The organism is Thalassospira lucentensis, from assembly GCF_001613805.1.
In the GTDB taxonomy this organism is placed as follows: domain Bacteria; phylum Pseudomonadota; class Alphaproteobacteria; order Rhodospirillales; family Thalassospiraceae; genus Thalassospira; species Thalassospira lucentensis_A.
This window is the reverse complement of the sequence record NZ_LPVY01000002.1, coordinates 174,758-191,434: the sequence shown is the minus strand read 5'-3', so window position 1 is coordinate 191,434 and position 16,677 is coordinate 174,758. Positions and strand designations below refer to the sequence as shown.

At 55.2% G+C, this 16,677-nt stretch carries 19 protein-coding genes and 1 tRNA gene; 8 read left to right on the top strand and 12 right to left on the bottom strand.

Going from position 1 to position 16,677, the window contains the following annotated elements; translation table 11 throughout:
- Window positions 1–339: 339 nt before the first annotated feature.
- Window positions 340–429: transfer RNA gene (locus AUP42_RS01300), tRNA-Ser, on the bottom strand.
- A 361-nt stretch (window positions 430–790) separates the two neighbouring features.
- Here AUP42_RS01300 and rplU point away from each other — a divergent pair.
- The 4 genes from rplU to proB all read left to right on the top strand — a co-directional run bounded on the left by rplU (window position 791) and on the right by proB (window position 3,722).
- Entirely contained in the window at window positions 791–1,102 is a 312-nt protein-coding gene (rplU, locus tag AUP42_RS01295) for a 50S ribosomal protein L21 (RefSeq protein ID WP_007090142.1), read from the top strand.
- 30 nt (window positions 1,103–1,132) lie between these two features.
- Window positions 1,133–1,393, top strand: coding sequence for a 50S ribosomal protein L27 (gene rpmA, locus AUP42_RS01290; protein WP_007090141.1), 261 nt, complete (start codon window positions 1,133–1,135; stop codon window positions 1,391–1,393).
- A 179-nt stretch (window positions 1,394–1,572) separates the two neighbouring features.
- Window positions 1,573–2,610 carry a GTPase ObgE gene (gene obgE, locus AUP42_RS01285; protein ID WP_062948129.1) on the top strand — a complete coding sequence of 346 codons (1,038 nt, stop codon included), beginning with the start codon at window positions 1,573–1,575 and terminating at the stop codon, window positions 2,608–2,610.
- Window positions 2,607–3,722 carry a glutamate 5-kinase gene (gene proB, locus AUP42_RS01280; RefSeq protein ID WP_062948127.1) on the top strand — a complete coding sequence of 372 codons (1,116 nt, stop codon included), beginning with the start codon at window positions 2,607–2,609 and terminating at the stop codon, window positions 3,720–3,722. The genes obgE and proB overlap by 4 nt, the downstream gene beginning before the upstream one ends.
- A gap of 46 nt (window positions 3,723–3,768) precedes the next feature.
- Here proB and AUP42_RS01275 read toward each other — a convergent pair whose 3' ends face one another.
- From AUP42_RS01275 to phaR, 4 genes are all read right to left on the bottom strand, one after another.
- A complete protein-coding gene (locus tag AUP42_RS01275) occupies window positions 3,769–4,407 on the bottom strand; it encodes a hypothetical protein (RefSeq protein WP_062948125.1) in 639 nt (212 codons plus the stop codon).
- Between the two features lie 131 nt (window positions 4,408–4,538).
- Entirely contained in the window at window positions 4,539–4,934 is a 396-nt protein-coding gene (locus tag AUP42_RS01270; protein ID WP_007090137.1) for a helix-turn-helix domain-containing protein, read from the bottom strand.
- Window positions 4,935–5,104: 170 nt separating this feature from the next.
- On the bottom strand, window positions 5,105–5,374 hold the full coding sequence (locus AUP42_RS01265; RefSeq protein ID WP_156484551.1) for a hypothetical protein: 270 nt from the start codon (window positions 5,372–5,374) through the stop codon (window positions 5,105–5,107).
- Window positions 5,375–5,703: 329 nt separating this feature from the next.
- Entirely contained in the window at window positions 5,704–6,318 is a 615-nt protein-coding gene (gene phaR / locus AUP42_RS01260; RefSeq protein WP_062948121.1) for a polyhydroxyalkanoate synthesis repressor PhaR, read from the bottom strand.
- 323 nt (window positions 6,319–6,641) lie between these two features.
- On the opposite strand from phaR, the gene AUP42_RS01255 reads away from it, so the two are divergent.
- Window positions 6,642–7,469, top strand: a complete 828-nt coding sequence (locus tag AUP42_RS01255) for a hypothetical protein (protein WP_062948119.1) — start codon at window positions 6,642–6,644, stop codon at window positions 7,467–7,469.
- Window positions 7,450–8,526, top strand: coding sequence for an alpha/beta fold hydrolase (locus tag AUP42_RS01250; RefSeq protein ID WP_062948117.1), 1,077 nt, complete (start codon window positions 7,450–7,452; stop codon window positions 8,524–8,526). The genes AUP42_RS01255 and AUP42_RS01250 overlap by 20 nt, the downstream gene beginning before the upstream one ends.
- A 23-nt stretch (window positions 8,527–8,549) precedes the next feature.
- Here the strand turns inward: AUP42_RS01250 and AUP42_RS01245 are convergent, their stop codons facing one another.
- From AUP42_RS01245 to AUP42_RS01225, 5 genes are all read right to left on the bottom strand, one after another.
- The gene (locus AUP42_RS01245; protein WP_197468231.1) at window positions 8,550–9,026 is read right to left on the bottom strand and encodes a hypothetical protein; all 477 of its coding nucleotides are present in this window, start codon (window positions 9,024–9,026) and stop codon (window positions 8,550–8,552) included.
- A 13-nt stretch (window positions 9,027–9,039) separates the two neighbouring features.
- Window positions 9,040–9,819: an amino acid ABC transporter ATP-binding protein gene (locus tag AUP42_RS01240; protein WP_419865689.1), complete on the bottom strand. Its 780-nt coding sequence runs from the start codon at window positions 9,817–9,819 to the stop codon at window positions 9,040–9,042.
- A gap of 141 nt (window positions 9,820–9,960) precedes the next feature.
- Window positions 9,961–11,004, bottom strand: coding sequence for a transporter substrate-binding domain-containing protein (locus tag AUP42_RS01235; protein WP_082824639.1), 1,044 nt, complete (start codon window positions 11,002–11,004; stop codon window positions 9,961–9,963).
- Between the two features lie 22 nt (window positions 11,005–11,026).
- Complete coding sequence (locus tag AUP42_RS01230) at window positions 11,027–12,103, bottom strand: amino acid ABC transporter permease (protein WP_062948112.1); 1,077 nt, start codon at window positions 12,101–12,103, stop codon at window positions 11,027–11,029.
- Window positions 12,104–12,105: 2 nt separating this feature from the next.
- On the bottom strand, window positions 12,106–13,242 hold the full coding sequence (locus AUP42_RS01225) for an amino acid ABC transporter permease (protein ID WP_062948110.1): 1,137 nt from the start codon (window positions 13,240–13,242) through the stop codon (window positions 12,106–12,108).
- Between the two features lie 291 nt (window positions 13,243–13,533).
- Between AUP42_RS01225 and AUP42_RS01220 the strand changes: the two genes are divergently transcribed.
- Window positions 13,534–14,184, top strand: coding sequence for a GntR family transcriptional regulator (locus AUP42_RS01220; RefSeq protein ID WP_062948109.1), 651 nt, complete (start codon window positions 13,534–13,536; stop codon window positions 14,182–14,184).
- An 11-nt stretch (window positions 14,185–14,195) separates the two neighbouring features.
- Here AUP42_RS01220 and AUP42_RS01215 read toward each other — a convergent pair whose 3' ends face one another.
- Window positions 14,196–14,666 (bottom strand): dual specificity protein phosphatase family protein, encoded by a 471-nt coding sequence (locus tag AUP42_RS01215; protein WP_197468230.1) that lies wholly within the window; start codon window positions 14,664–14,666, stop codon window positions 14,196–14,198.
- A 221-nt stretch (window positions 14,667–14,887) separates the two neighbouring features.
- Window positions 14,888–15,904 (bottom strand): nucleoside recognition domain-containing protein, encoded by a 1,017-nt coding sequence (locus AUP42_RS01210; protein WP_231858116.1) that lies wholly within the window; start codon window positions 15,902–15,904, stop codon window positions 14,888–14,890.
- Between the two features lie 126 nt (window positions 15,905–16,030).
- Here AUP42_RS01210 and AUP42_RS01205 point away from each other — a divergent pair, with 126 nt between their 5' ends.
- Window positions 16,031–16,492, top strand: a complete 462-nt coding sequence (locus AUP42_RS01205; RefSeq protein ID WP_062948103.1) for an Lrp/AsnC family transcriptional regulator — start codon at window positions 16,031–16,033, stop codon at window positions 16,490–16,492.
- Window positions 16,493–16,677: the final 185 nt, after the last annotated feature.

The window sequence follows — 16,677 nt, the reverse complement described above, 5'->3', positions numbered from 1 at the left end:
GGCGATTTCAATCTATGAATAAGGGGAAGTGAGACTAGAATGCTGCTTCCTAGAGTCTAAGTAATAGGGAATTTTAGCTTTTATGTAAAAATTAATTTAACATTGATGTTTAATGGCGACGGCTGAAAGAATTCGATGAGGTCAGACAAGAAAGGCGTGCGCTTGTGGCGTGTCATAAACACGATTGGCTCACGTTGCGCGCGGGTGTGTTAGAATGCTTTTAGCCAATACTCTATCTCTAAAGCATTGGTTTCTTGGGTGCGTATATCTTCGATGTTGAAAATGCCACGAGATTGCACGTTTTTTTGATACGTGTAATTGGCTATGAACGTTTGAGAATGGCGGAGAGGGTGGGATTCGAACCCACGGTACTATTGCTAGTACAACGGTTTTCGAGACCGCCCCGTTCGACCACTCCGGCACCTCTCCGCATGTGTGGTCTGGCGTTCGAGGCGCTGTTTAACGATCCTTAAGCCAGAATGCAAGAGGGAAAACGTATTTTCCCCGAACTCTTTTATCAATGTTCCCGGTTCTGTTGGCAGCCCTGGTTTGCGAGGGACGCGATCTGGCTTTGCCAATTTGGGATGCGCCCTGTTGCCGATCCGGTCTGCGCCAAAGGTCTGCCATGCGTCCCTGCCATGGCCAAAGCCCGGAAACGGTGCGCTTTGCGGTTGACTCTGGTGGGCGAAAAAGGTATTTCACCCGTCTCTCGCAGCGGTTCGGTTTCAGTTAGCAGCGACACCGAAGCGCGCGTGTGCGTTTCCAGAATGATTTTTCAGGAACTATATCGATGTATGCAATCATCAAAACTGGCGGCAAACAGTATAAAGTTGCTGCCAACGACGTTATCAAAGTCGAAAAGATCGCTGCCCAGGCCGGTGATACCGTGAAACTTGAAGAAGTTCTCATGGTTGCTGGCGACGGTGCGCCGAAGGTTGGTGCTCCGTTGGTCAAAGGGGCTTTTGTTAATGCAGAAGTTCTCGAACAGACCAAGGGCGACAAGGTGATCGTTTTCAAGAAAAAGCGCCGGCACAACTACCGTCGCAAAAATGGTCATCGCCAGAACCTGACTGTTCTGCGCATCACGGACATCACGGCCTGATCGGCCGGGATGCAGTTTTAGGAGAGTTTCATGGCTCATAAGAAAGCTGGTGGTAGCTCCCGTAACGGTCGCGACTCCGAAGGTCGGCGCCTCGGCGTTAAGAAATTCGGCGGCCAGACGGTTGTTGCAGGTAACATTCTCGTTCGTCAGCGTGGCACCAAGTTCCATGCAGGCGACAATGTTGGCCTGGCCAAAGACCACACCCTGTTTGCGACGGCTGGCGGCAACGTCCAGTTCAAGTCGGGCTTCAAGGGTCGTACCTATGTATGTGTCGTTCCGGCCGAGGCGTAAGCCTCCCGTCGGCTGCGCTCATCCGTAGCAAAGATTTCGAGGGAGGAATGAGCAATCATTCCTCCCTTGTTTTATGTGTTATATGAAAATTTCCCGTGCCGTCGATGCGAGGCGATCTGTTTCGAAATCGCGATCCGGCCGGGCGGAATGATTGACGGGCATCGCCCAAAGGACCGGTTATGAAGTTTCTCGACGAAGCAAAAATCCACGTACGCAGTGGCCGCGGCGGTGCCGGTGCGGTCAGCTTCCGGCGCGAAAAATTCATCGAATATGGCGGCCCGGATGGTGGCGATGGCGGGCGTGGCGGTGACGTGATCGTCGAGGCGGTCGAAAACCTTAACACCCTGATCGATTTCCGTTATCAGCAGCATTTCAAGGCCGAAATCGGCATGCACGGCATGGGGCGCAACCGGACCGGCCGTTCGGGCAACTCGATCACGATCAAGGTCCCGGTCGGAACCCAGATCCTTGAAGAAGACCGCGAAACCTTGATTGTTGATATGCTTGAGCCGGGCCAGACCTTTGTGCTGTGCCGGGGCGGCGATGGCGGCCGGGGCAACACCCATTTCAAATCCTCCACCAACCAGGCCCCGCGCCGGGCCGAAGAAGGCTGGCCGAACGAGGAAATGTCGGTCTGGCTGCGTCTGAAGCTGATTGCCGATGCCGGTCTGGTCGGTCTGCCCAATGCGGGCAAATCCACCTTCCTTGCCGCGTCATCCAGCGCGCGTCCGAAAATCGCCGATTATCCCTTCACCACCCTGCATCCGCAGTTGGGCGTGGTTGAAATCGATGATCATGAATTCGTTTTGGCCGATATTCCGGGCCTGATCGAAGGCGCATCCGAGGGCAAGGGCATCGGGACCCGGTTCTTGGGCCATATCGAACGCTGCGAAGTTCTGCTGCATCTGATCGATTGCGCGGACGAGGACCCGGTCGCGACCTATCGCACTGTTCGCGAAGAGCTTGAAAGCTATGCCGACGTCCTCATCGACAAGCCCGAAATCGTCGCCCTTTCCAAGGCCGATCAGCTTCTGCCGGAAATGGTCGAGGAACAGCGTGAAATCCTTGAAAAAGGGATCGGCAAGAAAGTCTTTATCGTGTCTGGCGCCACCCAGCAGGGGGTCAAGGAAGTTCATCGCGAACTGCGCCGCCACATTGTCGAAGAGCGCGAGCACCGTGCGATGGAGGGCCGCGAAGATGAGGGCTTTCAACCGTGAGCCTTGCAGACGCAAAACGCCTGATCATCAAGGTCGGTTCTGCCCTTCTGGTCGATGAAAATACCGGCAAGCTTCGCCGTGCCTGGCTCGAAGCACTTGCCGATGACGTCGCTCTTCTGCGCGAACGCGGGGTCGAGGTCATCGTGGTTTCAAGTGGTGCGATCGCCATGGGGCGGCGTTTGCTGGGGCTTGATCACCGCACCATCAGCCTTGCTGATAAACAGGCCGCTGCCGCCACCGGCCAGATCAGCCTGTCGCAGGTCTGGCAGGAAGCATTGGGTCGTAACGGCCTGATCATGGCGCAGGTTCTGGTGACGCTTGAGGATATGGAAAGCCGTCGTCGTTACCTCAATGCACGCGGTACGTTAAATGCCCTGTTGGCACGCGGTGCGGTGCCGCTGATCAATGAAAACGATACGGTTGCCACCGAAGAAATCCGCTTTGGCGATAATGATCGTCTTGGTGCCAAGGTTGCCCACATGATTTCGGCCGATACGCTGGTATTGCTGTCCGATATCGATGGGCTGTATACCGCCGATCCGCGCAAGAACCCGGATGCGACCCTGATCCCGACGGTGCGTGAACTGACACCCGAAATCATGGACATGGCCGGTGCCGCGCCGACGATGTATAGCTCCGGCGGCATGGTGACCAAATTGCAGGCCGCCGAAATCGCGATGAAGGCCGGATGCCGCATGATGATCGCGCGCGGCACCATCTATCATCCGCTAAAGGCGCAGCTTGAAGGCGGGCCGCATACCCTGTTTCTGCCAAGTGAAAGCCCGCTTGCGGCACGTCGCCACTGGATCGCAACGTCGCTTTCGGCACGCGGGGCCATCATTGTTGATGGCGGTGCGGCAAAGGCATTGCGTGCTGGCAAAAACCTGCTGGCGGCGGGGATTGCCGGTGTTGATGGCAGCTTCAAGCACGGGGATGCGGTGCGCATCCTTGATGCCGAGGGCAATGAAATCGCGCGTGGCATTACATCCTATTCGGCCGAGGAAACCCGGTTGATCAAGGGGCATTCCTCGCAGGAAATCGAAACCGCCTTGGGATATAGCCGTGGCAACGCGGTTATTCATTCCGACGATCTTGTGATCGCCGATCAATAGAGTTCGGTTACAGGATTTGCGACAAAGGGGTAGCCATCGGCTGCCCCTATTTTGCATCCGGATGATAGAAGGACTGCATCCGGACGTTTTCCGGGGCGAGGGTGCCGTTTCCGGCAATTACCTGACCCGTCTGAAGGATAATCTCGCTTCCCAGTCCAACCCCCTTTAAAACCGCACCACGTTCATCGGCAATCGGGTGGCGAAATGATCCGCCTGCACCAAGCTGCACATCGCGGACAATAATATTGCCAAGGATCTGGCTGCCATCACCCAGAACGGATAAGCCTGAAATCTGGATTGATCCGCGATAACGGCCGTCTGATCCGATGATGATCGCCGCACCGGGCTGGTTTGTGGCAACATGAACGCAACCTTCGCCAAACAGATTGTCATTGCCGATCGTGATCGGCCCTGTCTGGGCATCAATCATCGTGTTGGCGTAAAACGTATTTCGGCTGCCAATCTCAAGGATCGCCGGGGAGGTGGCATCAAGCCGGACGGCAGGATGGAAAATATTGTCGCGCCCGATATCGGCATGGATGCTGATCAGGGTTGAAAACGGATCAAGGATGACATTGCCGGTCTTTGTCAGCGCCATAAGGGCCGATATCGACAGATAGCCAAGTTTGCTGCGTTGCTCGTCGATCAGATCGATCAGGCCGGATTGCGTGATATCGCCTGTCATGCGGTTTGCTCCTGTCTTGGTCTTGCCGTGACGCTATCACAAAAATCGTGCCTGTGATCAGCCACAAAAAAAGGCTGCCATGGAAGGCAGCCTGATTTTTGCAGCAATGCTGAAGATCGCAGTGATCAGGCTTAGGCAGCCTGATCGGCCAGTGCGCGTGCCATCTGGCTCAGCGCTTCCTGGTGTTTTTCGTGCTTGATGCTCGCAAAGTTGCGCGCCAGTTCAAGGCACATGCGCTGACGCGCATTAAGTTCGGTTTCCTGGTTGCCGTCGAGACCTTCATAGAAGTAGCTGACAGGAACGCCCAGGACCTGGGAGATTTCGTAAAGACGACCGGCAGAAATGCGGTTGATGCCGCGCTCGTATTTGTGAGCCTGCTGGTAGGTAACACCGATCAGGTCGGCCATCTGCTGCTGGGACAGACCCAGCATGATGCGACGTTCGCGAATACGCTGACCGACATAACGGTCCGTATCTGTTGCGCGATTAGCGCGTTTCGGTTCTTCGTTTGATACAATCTCAGTCATTGCATATTTTTCCGTTATCAACCGCCAGTTATTTATTCCCACTCGGGACGCTGTCAGGCTTGTTAATTTCGCCTATTAATCACAATCAGGTTGACCCGGTTTGAAGGCCTTCTGCTTGCAAGAAATATCTGAACTTTGGTCAGATAGGAGTCTCAGCGATCCGCCAGAAGCTAGCTATATAGGTCAATTCGCCTGTCGTTGTCTAGTGCGTTAGGCGAAAAAAAGACATGGCTTTCTGAGCCGTAAGGTGTGGAATGACGTGCATAGCTGGCATGCAATTCCTGAATGACCGCAGGTTGCAAAAGGTTTTCCTGAGGTAGGATCTGCCCCAAAAGCTGCGCCCAAAATGCTGCACTGCCCCCAGGATCATGGGGTTCAAGCCATGCGCCACCGTTCTGCGCGATTTCCCGTACAGGCGAAACCAGTGCAGTGATATCCATCCCGATCCCGGCAGGGCCGTCTGTTCCACTACTTGCAGCGTCGGGCCTGCGGGCCGGGTGCAAGGGGATCGGTGTGATCGCTGTCATGTCATTTTGCGGTTTTATGCGTTTAACCGGGGTATTTAACTGGTCTTATGCAAGGGACTCCATTCAAGGGGGCGTAAACCCGGCAAAAATTGCCGCCTTGCGACAGGTGCCGGGCGGTGAAAAACGTTAATGAAAAGTTTATGCAGGAATGATGCCGCGACACATGCGGGCAAAAACAAAAAAGCTCCGGAAAATCCGGAGCTTTCTGCGTGATGCTTTGAAATGAACGGGTTTGGTGCCGTTTACTTGCTGGCTTTGTTGTTGACCAGACTGTTGAGCTGCGCCTGCATCGCTTCAAGCTGGCTTTTCAGGTCATCAAGGGATGCGTCATTTTTTGCCGGTTTGCCGGTCTGGGCTGCATCGGCTTTCCCGTTGGCCTTGTCGGCCTCTTCCTGAAGGAAGGGGGAAAACATCTTCATGGTTTGTTCAAACAGTGCCATGTTCTGCTTGTTCATTTCTTCGAACTGGCCGAACGGGAAAATGCCCTGCATCGTGCCCTGCATATATTCGCGCATCTGTTCCTGATTATGCGCAAACGAACGCATCGCCTGTTCCAGATAGCTCGGTACCAGACCCTGAAGGCTGTCGCCATAGAACCCGATCAATTGGCGCAGGAAGCTGATCGGCAGCAGGTTCTGCCCCTTGTTCTCTTCCTCGACAATAATCTGTGTCAGGACCGGACGGGTGATATCCTCGCCGGTCTTGGCGTCATAAACGACGAAATCGGTATTGTCCTTGACCATCTGCGACAGGTGGTCAAGCGTCACATACGAACTGGTCGCAGTGTTATAGAGGCGGCGGTTCGCGTATTTCTTGATAACGACGCGATCCTGATCATCTGATTTTTTCGTGGTCATGACGTTATTCCCTGCTTCCCTGTTTCCCGGACGTTTGGCTTGGGCAGTGCGGTATGAAATACCTTGTTTGCGTTTGCACAAATTTGAATGTTGCGCAGCATTTTGAATTTTGCGCCTGCTCAAGCGTGCATAAGAGTGCCGTGTAATTTCCAATGTGTCCAGTGTTCAACGCGATGTGCGCTGCGAAAAACAACCTCTGGTCCCGGTTGCTGCCACGCAGCAATGGATTTCGTTTTCGCGCAGGCCCGAACCCCCTATAGTATTTACCAGCCGCAAGGCGCATGTCATCTGCGTGATCCGTATCAGAACCGGGGGAAGCAACATTGTCCGACACAGGGGCGAAAAAGGATCAGGATCCCGACGATCTGCCTAATGACAACCTCGAGGATGAACTTGACGATCATCTTGATCATCTGGCCCAGCAGTTCATGGACCTTTGGCGCGAACAGGTTGCCGCAACGGCCGATGGTGCCGACGCGGCAAGCGCCATCGGGCGGCTTTACGCCTCCCTTGGGGCAGATACTTCGCGGATTGGCGAGGGGTTCGAGGCATGGGGCAAGCTGATCGGGCAACTGGCAACGGGGCAGAAACCAGGAGCCTTTCCCGGTACTGTTCCGAGCGGTTTTCCGGGTATGGCAGCGGGTTTGATGCCCGAAACGATCCCGGAAATGATGAAGGGCACGCCGATGGACCCGGCGGTCAATCCGATGGCCGCCATGTTCAATCAGATGTCAAAAATGGCAATACCCGGTTTTCCACCCGGTGGGCCTTTCCCGCCAAATATGGCGACGATGGCCGGAATGACGGGCGTAACCAGCGCCGATGAAACGTCCCATCCGGACGCAGCCGCCAAAGATGCCGATACGGCCAAGGCCGCCGCAGGCAGGATAGACAAGACAGGCCAAAGCAAGAAAACGGGGCAGGGAAAAAATGAGCGCGCAAAACCGACAGCAGACAAACCCGCCGAAAAGGGCAAGCAATCGTCGCGCGGGGCCAAGGCCGCTGGCGATGCATCTGGCGGTCGAGATGACGAGCTGGCTCAGCTCGCGCGCCGCATTGCCGATCTTCAGGAAACAATTTCTGCCTTGGAGGCCGGAACTGCAGGAGCAGGCGAAGAAGCTCCTGAGCGAGATGGAAAACCATCATCCTGACGATATCGCGCAGGCACTTGATCGTGTCGCCTTTGCCAGCCAGTCGGCCTTTCATGACGGTGTGCGCGCCTACCAGAAACATGGCTATAAACGCGGTGCCGATGATGCGCCGGTGATCTGGGAAGATGGTGCAACCCGCATTCTTGATTACGGTGCGGTCGAAGATGCCAAGCCCAAAAGCCCGCTTGGCATTGTCGTGCTGGTGCCGTCGCTGGTGAACCGCGGCTATATCCTTGATCTGAACAAAAAACGCAGCTTCGCCCGTTTTCTGGCCAAGGCCGGATACCGGCCGCTTCTGGTCGATTGGGGCTATCCCGGCGAAGAAGAAACCCATTACGGCCTTGATGATTATATTGCCGGTCGTCTGGTCACCGCCCTTCAGGATATCGCCGATATGAATGGCGGGCCGGTGCCGATGATCGGCTATTGCATGGGGGGCGTGCTGGCGCTGGCCGCGACCCTGCTGGATCCCGCGCAGGTATCGCGTCTGGTGCTGTTGGCGACACCTTGGGATTTCATGGCGGCTGGCCCGACACAGGGGCGTATTGCTGCGGCCTTTGCGCCGTCCTTGCCTCATATGCTGTCGATCCATGACAGCCTGCCGGTCGATGTGCTGCAAAGCCTGTTTGCAAGCCTTGACCCGTTCATGATCGGGGAAAAGTTCCGCCGCTTTGCCTCCATCCCGGCCAATTCGGCCAAGGCCGATGATTTTGTCGCCCTTGAAGACTGGCTTAATGATGGTGTGCCACTGACCCGCCGGGTGGCGATTGATTGCCTGATTGGCTGGTATGTCGAAAACAAACCGGCCAAGGGTGAATGGCAGATCGACGGCATTGATATTAACCCGGCAGATATCAGCTGCCCGACACTTGCCGTCATCCCGGAAAATGACCGGATCGTCCCGCCCGAAAGCGCGCAGGCCCTTTTTGCGTCCCTGCCCGAAGATATGCGAACCGAATTGCACCCATCGGCCGGTCATATCGGCATGATGGTCGGATCGCGCGCGGAAAAATCCACATGGGTGCCGATGCTTGATTGGCTTGCTCGGGAAGACTGAGTGCAATCTCTTTTGGGGGGATGTTAGGGGTTGCGGCCGCGGCTTTCGGCAGTGGCGCTGATTTCAAGTTCGGATAGCCGGGCAGGGATCAGTTCACGGAAGCGACAAACCAGTTCGTCATATACGGCCTGCCCGCGACCCAGCGGATCAACAATATCTGCCCCATGATCAAGCATTCGAACCGGGGGCGGGCATGGAAATGCATAGCTTTCCATGCTGGCTTCTATTGCTTCTGCCTGCCAGGCTTCCATGACAAAAATCACATGGCTGCTTTCAAGGATTTCGCGTGAAAGACCCCGGCTCGTGTGATTTTCGGTGATGCCGATCTGGCGCAACGCAAATTCTGCTTCAGGGGTGATGGTATCGCCTTCACGGGCGTGAAGGCCGGCAGAACGAAGGGTAATTGGCAATTTATGCTGCAGGGCATACTGGCGTGTAATGGCGGCCGCCATCGGGGACCGGCATGTGTTACCGGTGCAGACGAATAAGATTGTCTTCATATAAAGAGACTTTCTAGTGACTGAATACCTTGGCCAGAAAGGCCTTGCTGCGTTCGGACTGTGGCGCATCAAAGAACGCATCGGGTGTGGCGGTTTCAACAATCTCGCCCTGGTCCATGAACACCATCCGGTCGGCGACCCGGCGTGCGAAACCCATTTCATGGGTGACGCAAATCATCGTAATATTTTCGCGCGCAAGGTCGACCATGACATCAAGGACTTCCTTGATCATTTCCGGATCAAGGGCGGATGTCGGTTCGTCAAACAGCATGATTTTCGGGCTGATGCATAAAGTGCGTGCAATTGCCGCGCGCTGTTGTTGCCCGCCCGAAAGCTGATGGGGGTATTTGTGTGCCTGGGCCGTGATATTGACCCGTTCAAGATAGCGAAAGGCTGTTTCTTCGGCCTGCTTACGGGTCGTTTTATGCACCCACATCGGTGCCAGAACGCAGTTTTCCAGAATGGTCAGGTGCGGATACAGATTGAATTGCTGGAAAACCATGCCCGTCGATTTGCGAATTTTCGCAAGCGACCTGCCATCGGTCGAAATCGGGTTTCCGGCAATTTCGATCTTGCCGGCATGATGTCTCTCCAGCCCGTTCATGCAGCGGATCAGGGTTGATTTTCCCGACCCTGACGGTCCGCAAATCACCAGTCGTTCGCCTTCGGCAATGTCGAGTGAAATATCTTTAAGTACCTGAAAATCCCCGAACCATTTGTTCATGTTCCGGATGTGGATCATGCTGGTGCGGTTCGGGTTCGGGCTTGTTGTTGCTAAGATCACGGTTTCCATCCCTGTTCTTCGGGGGCGGATGTCGCCCTGCCACCCGGTATTCCCGGGGCGGTTTCGAGTTTCTGCAGAATGGGGCCGACTTGCTCACAGACCACAGGTGCGTGCAGGCTGTCTTCATTGGTCGGCCCCGCCCAGGGGCATCTAGCGGATCGGATCGGGGTAAAGCAGACCACCATCCCGGCTAAGCGCATTCACCGTTCCGGCCCGTTCCATGCCAAAGGTGGTTTTGGTGCCAAGGTGGCGTTCATATACTTCGCCGTAATTGCCAACCTGTTTGATCACCTGATAGCTCCAGTCAGCCGGAAGACCGATCTGCTGGGCCATCTCGCCGACTGCGGAATCCGCAGCAAGAAGGCGCACAACCCCCTGGGGCTGGTTTGCAAGGTCCGCCATGATCGCATCCACATTCTCAGACGTGATGTCCATTTCTTCGGCATTCAGCATGACCTGAAAAGCCCAGTAAACAGCGGTTTCAAGTGTCGCGTCGGGGCGTGTCAGAATGGTCAGTGGCTCATTGGAAATCACGTCGGGCAGGATGGCGAAATCATCGGGATTTTCTGCAAGCAAGCGGTCCGAACTCAATGCCGTGCGGTCACTGGCCAGAACATCGCATTTCCCCGAGAAGAATGCCTGCAGGCGTGCTGTTTTATCGGCGATGTTTTCAACGCGGTATTCGATATTGCGATCGCCAAACCAGTCGGCAATGTTCAGAAGTGTGGTGGAGCCTTCCTCGGCACAGATCGTCGCACCGCTCAGCTCGGATGCGCTTGTAACGCCCAGCTTTTTGGGCACCATAAAGCCCTGGCCGTCATAGAAGGTCGTCGCGACAAACCGCATGCCCGGGTTGGCATCGCGGGTGCCGGTGCGCGTAATGCTGCGCGATGCCATGTGGGCACCTTCGGCGACGATCGTTTTCATGCTGTCGGAAAAACCGATGCCACGAATATCGGCTTTCTTGGCATCGCCCAAAATCGCGGCCGCCGCCATGCGACAGAAATCGGTATTGAAACCCTGATAAACACCCTGGCTGTCCGGAACTGAAAAGCCCGGCGAGTTGGTATTGACCAGACAGACAAGGCTGTCATCCGCCCTGATCTGATCCATGACGGGGCCGGCCTGAACCTGAGTGGTCAGACTGGCGAGTACTGCAAACGCAGCAGGCAAGGCAAAACGTACTTTCATCATTTGGCTCCCTGTTAAAATGCCGTTACGAAGTTCTTCTCTCCAACCATCTGCTATAGGAAGAAAGGCACCAGCAGGTTGCCAGGAACCACGCTCCTACAAACAAATACGCTTCCAGCCCGTAGCGCTGCCAGACAGGGTCGCTGAATGACATTTTCGCTGTGGCCATGATGTCGTGAATGCCGATGATGACGACGAGCGACGTGTCCTTGTAAGCGCCAAGGACCGTGTTCAGAATTCCGGGCATCGCTATCTTGAGAGCCTGCGGAAGAATGATCAGTCGGGTCTTTTGCAGCCAGGTCAAACCCTGACTGTCGGCGGCTTCATACTGCCCGCATGGCACGGTCTGCAAACCACCGCGGACGGACTCGGCAAAATAGGCGGAATGGAAAATCACCAATGCGATCATGGTCGTGATCAGCGGATTGAGCGTGATGTCGTCGGGCATCATAAGTGGCAGAACAAACAGCCCGAGAAACAGCACCATGATCATCGGAACGCCGCGAACCAGCTCGATCCACAGAACGGCAATTGCGCGAATGGCCGGCAATTGGTCCTGATGTCTGGCAAGGGCCAGCGCAATGCCAAGCGGGAAGGCAAAGACCAGTCCGAAAATCGCCAGCATCAAAAGTACCGGCAGGCCGTTCCAGCGTTCTGGCTGAACATATTCAAGACCCGGCACGCCACCACGCATCAAAACGGTAAACCCGACGGCAAGGCAGATCCAAAGCCATGCCAGACGCTTGTCCTGCCAGTGCGGCACCATCGAAACGACAACCCCTGCAATCAGCAGCAAGCTGGCAACCAGCGGGCGCCATTGGTGTTCCCATGGATAAGTACCAAACAAGATAAGCCGGTGCTTTTCGACAAGAAACGGCCAGCACGCACCAGCGGCTTCCGCACAGGCGGCCCGATCCCCCCACGGGGTAACCGCATCAAGAACCAGCCAGTCAACCGCGACCCGGACAAAGGCGATAATCACCGCCATCAGGATCAGCGTCAGCACGCTGTCGCGCACGGTTCCGAACAATCTTTTGCGCCATATGGTGACAGGACTGATGGTGGGGGCCGTGACATTCCCGGTCCGGAGGGTTTGTTCCATGATTAGGTCCTCACCATCTGGACGCGCGCGTTATAGATATTGACCAGCCATGAAACGATCAGACAGATGCCAAGATAAACACCCATGGACACCGTCATCAGTTCGATTGGACGGAATGTCTGGTTGATTGATGTCGTCATCACCGACACCAGATCGGAATAACCAACCGCGAGCGCGATCGAGGTGTTCTTGGTGATGTTCAGATACTGGTTGCCCATCGATGGCACAGCCGCCCGGACCGCCTGCGGCAAAATGACCAGCCGCGTCATCTGCGCAAAACTCAGTCCGGATGCCCGTGCGGCTTCGAACTGCCCGACCGGGACCGACTGAATGGCACCGCGCACAAGTTCCGCGACCTGCCCGCCGTGATAGATTGAAAGCGCCAGCACCAGCACAAGGAACTGAACCGAAATCCGTCCGCCCCCGGCGAAATCGAACCCCCTGAGAACCGGCCACGACAGGGGATATTCAATCAGGCCCGTCGTCGCAGGCACCGCGATCATTACCAGAATGAAAATCGAAACCGGCCAGACAACCGGATACCGGATGCCGGTGCGTTCCTGTATCCGGCGGGCAACGCGGCCAAGTATCAAAAGGGCGACCGGCCAGATCACCAGCATGGCGATCACCCAATAAAGCCCGATGCCCTGTTCAATAACCGGGAAATAAACCGCCCGGTTCGAAATCTGGACAAGACCAAAAAATGACCAGCTTTCGCGCACCACCGGAAGTGCGGTCACCATCGCCAGATAAAGTGCAAGAAGGATCAGAAGTTTGGGCAGGTTGCGCGTGATCTCGATGTAAAATCCGGCAACCCGTTCTCCCAGATAATGGCCGCTTGTTCGTAAAATCCCCATCAGCACGCCGATCACGGTCGCGCCGATTATGCAGCACAATGCAAGGGTCAATGTATTGAGAACGCCAGCTAGAATTACGCTGCCATAGCTGCTGGTCGATGAAACCGGCAAAAGGCTCTCGCTGATATCGAAACCGGCCTGCCCCGACAGGAAGTCGAAGGACAGAACGATGTTCGATTTCGCCAGATTCGCTTCGATATTGCTGGCCAGAACATAGCCCAGCCAGACGAGGATACCGACGACAAGCAATTGCCAGAAGAACTGTGACCTTGGAAGACGCATGCGTATCACCCATTCCCTGATTTGAGTGTCTTGTGCATTGCAGCTAGTATGCTTGTATACAGCTATACAGTAAATGATATTTATATGACAAAGGGGTAAATAAGGGTGGGGAGGCGCGAGTTATATCTGTTTAGTCGCAGTTATCAGCGGCTTTCAGGCCGAAATATGAAATCTTGCCATTGCTATTGTGGGTGCATACATGTACACCATTCTTCATTGAATAGGCCATGATCGGTTGCGAATTTGACGTTTTCTCAATGCGACTCTGGTCCGAACAAAAGAACAGAGCGCATGACAGCCACACAGAAATCCAGCGTCGATATTATTTACGAAGCCATCCGTGAACGCATTTGTCTGGGTGTCTATGAAAGCGGCGCTGTGCTGTATGAGGGGGAACTTGGCAAGGAGTTCGAGGTCAGCCGCACGCCGATCCGCCAGGTGCTACAGCGGCTTGCTTACGAAAAACTCGCGGTGGTCAAGGTCGGTGTCGGTACCACGGTGCAGGATCAGCCATTGGAAACCCAACGCCAGGGGCTGCAGATCCGTTCGGGCATCTATCGCATCATTGATGATCTTGGCATTACCGCAACGCCCCAGGATATCGAGGCGTCGATTGCCCCGCTTTATTATCGGGTATCGCGTCTTTCGGCGGATGCAGAGCGTGAAAAATTCTGGAGCGTGCTCCGAGATGTCCATCTTCTGACAGCAGGGCTGATTGCGGATGATGTTCTGAAACGTACCGATGATATGCTGTTTTATCGCACCGTTCCGGGGCTTGTGCATCAGTCGGCACGCTTCCCTGATCTTGCGACCAACCTGATCCGGACCGAATTTGAAAAACTGATCGGTCCGATCGAGAAGGGCGACTTTCAGACATATTTCCGCCTGCGCGCAGAAACCTTGTTAAGCTACTGTGCGTTGCTTGACGCGGCGGAAAGCTGAACGGTCAATTTTTACAGGGCAGACCGGGATAGCAGAAAGTCCAACTGTACGCTGCTTTCTATCGATTCACCGCTTATCCTCTTTACGGTCTCTATCGCAATGTCTGGCGCCATTCCCCGCTCTATCAGCAAAAGGGCGGCAACGGTGCCGCTTCGGCCATAGCCCGCAAGGCATTGCAACGCAACCCCGTCCCCGGCATCAAGGCATGCCTGCAATTGTGGCGACACTTTTCGCCATGCGCTCAAAAAATTCCCGTCCGGCTTTGCATAATCTTCTATCGGAAGGTGATGGCTTTTGATGCCCTGCCGCGTGACCAGATCGCGAATATCGCCGGTTTCCTCCGGCCCGATCTCGGACAGCGTCGTCAGACACACATAATGACGCACATGAAGCCGTTTCAGCTCTGCCAGGGCTGCCTGACAACGGCCAAAGTCCATCGTCAAATGACCGCATTCATCAACATCGTATCCGGGGACCGCCATCTGGATGATTCCGGTCTTCTGGCCATTCGTCACAGGTAAAATGGCACGGATATACATGTCCTGACACATTAAACCCGACCTTGACCCCGTTTTGATTCTGACAGAAATTTTAATTCTGCTCACTCTACACGCGCCATAGTCGCGGGCAAGCCCTGTCACTGTGACATTTCAGATATTCGCGGCTTACTAAGTGGATCAGGGATATCAAGCCCGGGTTTCGTTCAGGAACTAGCGGAATCCGTCGCCAGTTGTTCCGGTTCACGCTGCCAGCGCAGCGTCAGACGTGCAAGGGCGGCAATGATCAGCAATGTCAGGATCACCCGCCCGACCAGAACGACCCAGATATCTGCACCAAGGGCCAGCATGATCGCCGTATCCTCTATCAGCGAATGCGACAGCGACAGCCAGCTTAGCGACAGAAAAAGGGTGCGCGGCGGGAAGTTCTTTTTGCGGGCCTCGTCAATGATCAGCGCCCCGCCATAGGTCAGGCCCAGCAACACCCCAATGGTCGTGACCGGTGCCACATCGCGTGACAGGCCCGACACCCGCAGGATCGGCATCATGCCGCGTGTAATGCGGTCGGTAATGCCGGTTTTTTCAAGAATATCAAGTAGCACAAGCAATCCGACAATCACCGCAAAGCTGACAACAAGCGATTTGACTGTCTGGATGGTCCAGTCGATCCAGCCTTCAAGGCCAGTTGCGGCGATAACGGTTTCACTGCCGGCCATCCATGAAAAATCAACCGGTTCGGAAAGCCATCCGGTGGTGTCGCTGATCCATGTGACCAGTGCGGCGTAAAACACCGCCGTGCCAAGCCGAAGTGCAGTCGTCGCGACAAAGCTGGCCCCGGCCCTTTTGACAATTGCCTGTTCGACCGGAAGCCCATGGGCAAACAGCATCATCGCGCAAAGCGCACTGAGCTGCGCCGCTGTCATATCAAGATGGGCGGATAACCCGATAAACGCCCCGACCGCGCCATATATACTGACCAGTGCACAGGTCGCCCAGATCAGGCCTGCCTCGGGCGGCAACCCGATCAGGCTCATGACAGGGGATAACAGATCGGATGTAAAGGCAACCGCGCCGAATTCATCGGCGATGCGCACAATGATCATCACCGGCAACATGACCTTGATCAGGGTGATGAACAAACGCTGGCTGCGGTTTAGCAAATTCAGGAAATAGCGATGCATGGGGCGCGAGGTTCCGGGCTTCTTGGGTGGTACGCGGGTCATATGTGGGGCATTCGTTTAACGATGCGCATCCTCGCATAACCACCATATTATTACGCGGCGAAATTACGTGCTTTTGTGCAATAATACGGCGTAGTTTTATCACTTGGCGCTTCGGAGTTGCAGATATTGGCCGACCTTGACCGTATCGATACCAAAATCCTTCGGATATTGCAGGAAAACGCGGATATCGCGAATGCAACCCTTGCCGATCATGTTGGCCTGTCGCCCTCGGCCTGTTTGCGCCGTGTCGCCAAACTGCGCGAATCTGGGGTCATTCGTAAAACTGTCGCCGTGATTGATCCGGCGCTGGTCGGGCGGCCACTGACCGCGGTGATCAATCTGGAATTTCATCGCCATGGCAACCGCTACCGGCAGGACTTCATCAAAAAAGTCCGCACCCTTGAAGCCGTTCGGCAATGCTACCTTGTCACCGGCGAGGTCACCGGTGTTCTGGTCCTGCATATGCGCGACATGGCGGAATATACCGCCCTTTGCGAAACCTTGTTTGACGCGGACGACAATATCGTCTGGTACCGCACCTATATTGCGACCGAGATATTAAAGGATGAAGTCGGGGTTGCGTTATAGCCGTTTCAGGCAAACTATGAGGATAACGGATCTGCGCGGATTTGCCCGGCCCATACACCCGGAAACAAAACTGTCCGAAAGTGGTGTGTATCAATGCTTGGCTTTTTATTGCGTCGCGATAAGATCGTGGGCGGATTGCAGGTCCGATCAGCAGGATCGTCAGGGTCCGGGGAAAAACGTATTCA

Coding starts and splice junctions, on each gene's coding strand:
- rplU (WP_007090142.1), top strand. CDS start 791: ATGTATGCAATCATCAAAACTGGCGGCAAACAGTATAAAGTTGCTGCC.
- rpmA (WP_007090141.1), top strand. CDS start 1,133: ATGGCTCATAAGAAAGCTGGTGGTAGCTCCCGTAACGGTCGCGACTCC.
- obgE (WP_062948129.1), top strand. CDS start 1,573: ATGAAGTTTCTCGACGAAGCAAAAATCCACGTACGCAGTGGCCGCGGC.
- AUP42_RS01275 (WP_062948125.1), bottom strand. CDS start 4,407: ATGACAGGCGATATCACGCAATCCGGCCTGATCGATCTGATCGACGAG.
- AUP42_RS01270 (WP_007090137.1), bottom strand. CDS start 4,934: ATGACTGAGATTGTATCAAACGAAGAACCGAAACGCGCTAATCGCGCA.
- AUP42_RS01265 (WP_156484551.1), bottom strand. CDS start 5,374: ATGGATATCACTGCACTGGTTTCGCCTGTACGGGAAATCGCGCAGAAC.
- phaR (WP_062948121.1), bottom strand. CDS start 6,318: ATGACCACGAAAAAATCAGATGATCAGGATCGCGTCGTTATCAAGAAA.
- AUP42_RS01250 (WP_062948117.1), top strand. CDS start 7,450: ATGGAAAACCATCATCCTGACGATATCGCGCAGGCACTTGATCGTGTC.
- AUP42_RS01245 (WP_197468231.1), bottom strand. CDS start 9,026: ATGAAGACAATCTTATTCGTCTGCACCGGTAACACATGCCGGTCCCCG.
- AUP42_RS01240 (WP_419865689.1), bottom strand. CDS start 9,819: ATGGAAACCGTGATCTTAGCAACAACAAGCCCGAACCCGAACCGCACC.
- AUP42_RS01235 (WP_082824639.1), bottom strand. CDS start 11,004: ATGATGAAAGTACGTTTTGCCTTGCCTGCTGCGTTTGCAGTACTCGCC.
- AUP42_RS01230 (WP_062948112.1), bottom strand. CDS start 12,103: ATGGAACAAACCCTCCGGACCGGGAATGTCACGGCCCCCACCATCAGT.
- AUP42_RS01225 (WP_062948110.1), bottom strand. CDS start 13,242: ATGCGTCTTCCAAGGTCACAGTTCTTCTGGCAATTGCTTGTCGTCGGT.
- AUP42_RS01220 (WP_062948109.1), top strand. CDS start 13,534: ATGACAGCCACACAGAAATCCAGCGTCGATATTATTTACGAAGCCATC.
- AUP42_RS01215 (WP_197468230.1), bottom strand. CDS start 14,666: ATGGCGGTCCCCGGATACGATGTTGATGAATGCGGTCATTTGACGATG.
- AUP42_RS01210 (WP_231858116.1), bottom strand. CDS start 15,904: ATGACCCGCGTACCACCCAAGAAGCCCGGAACCTCGCGCCCCATGCAT.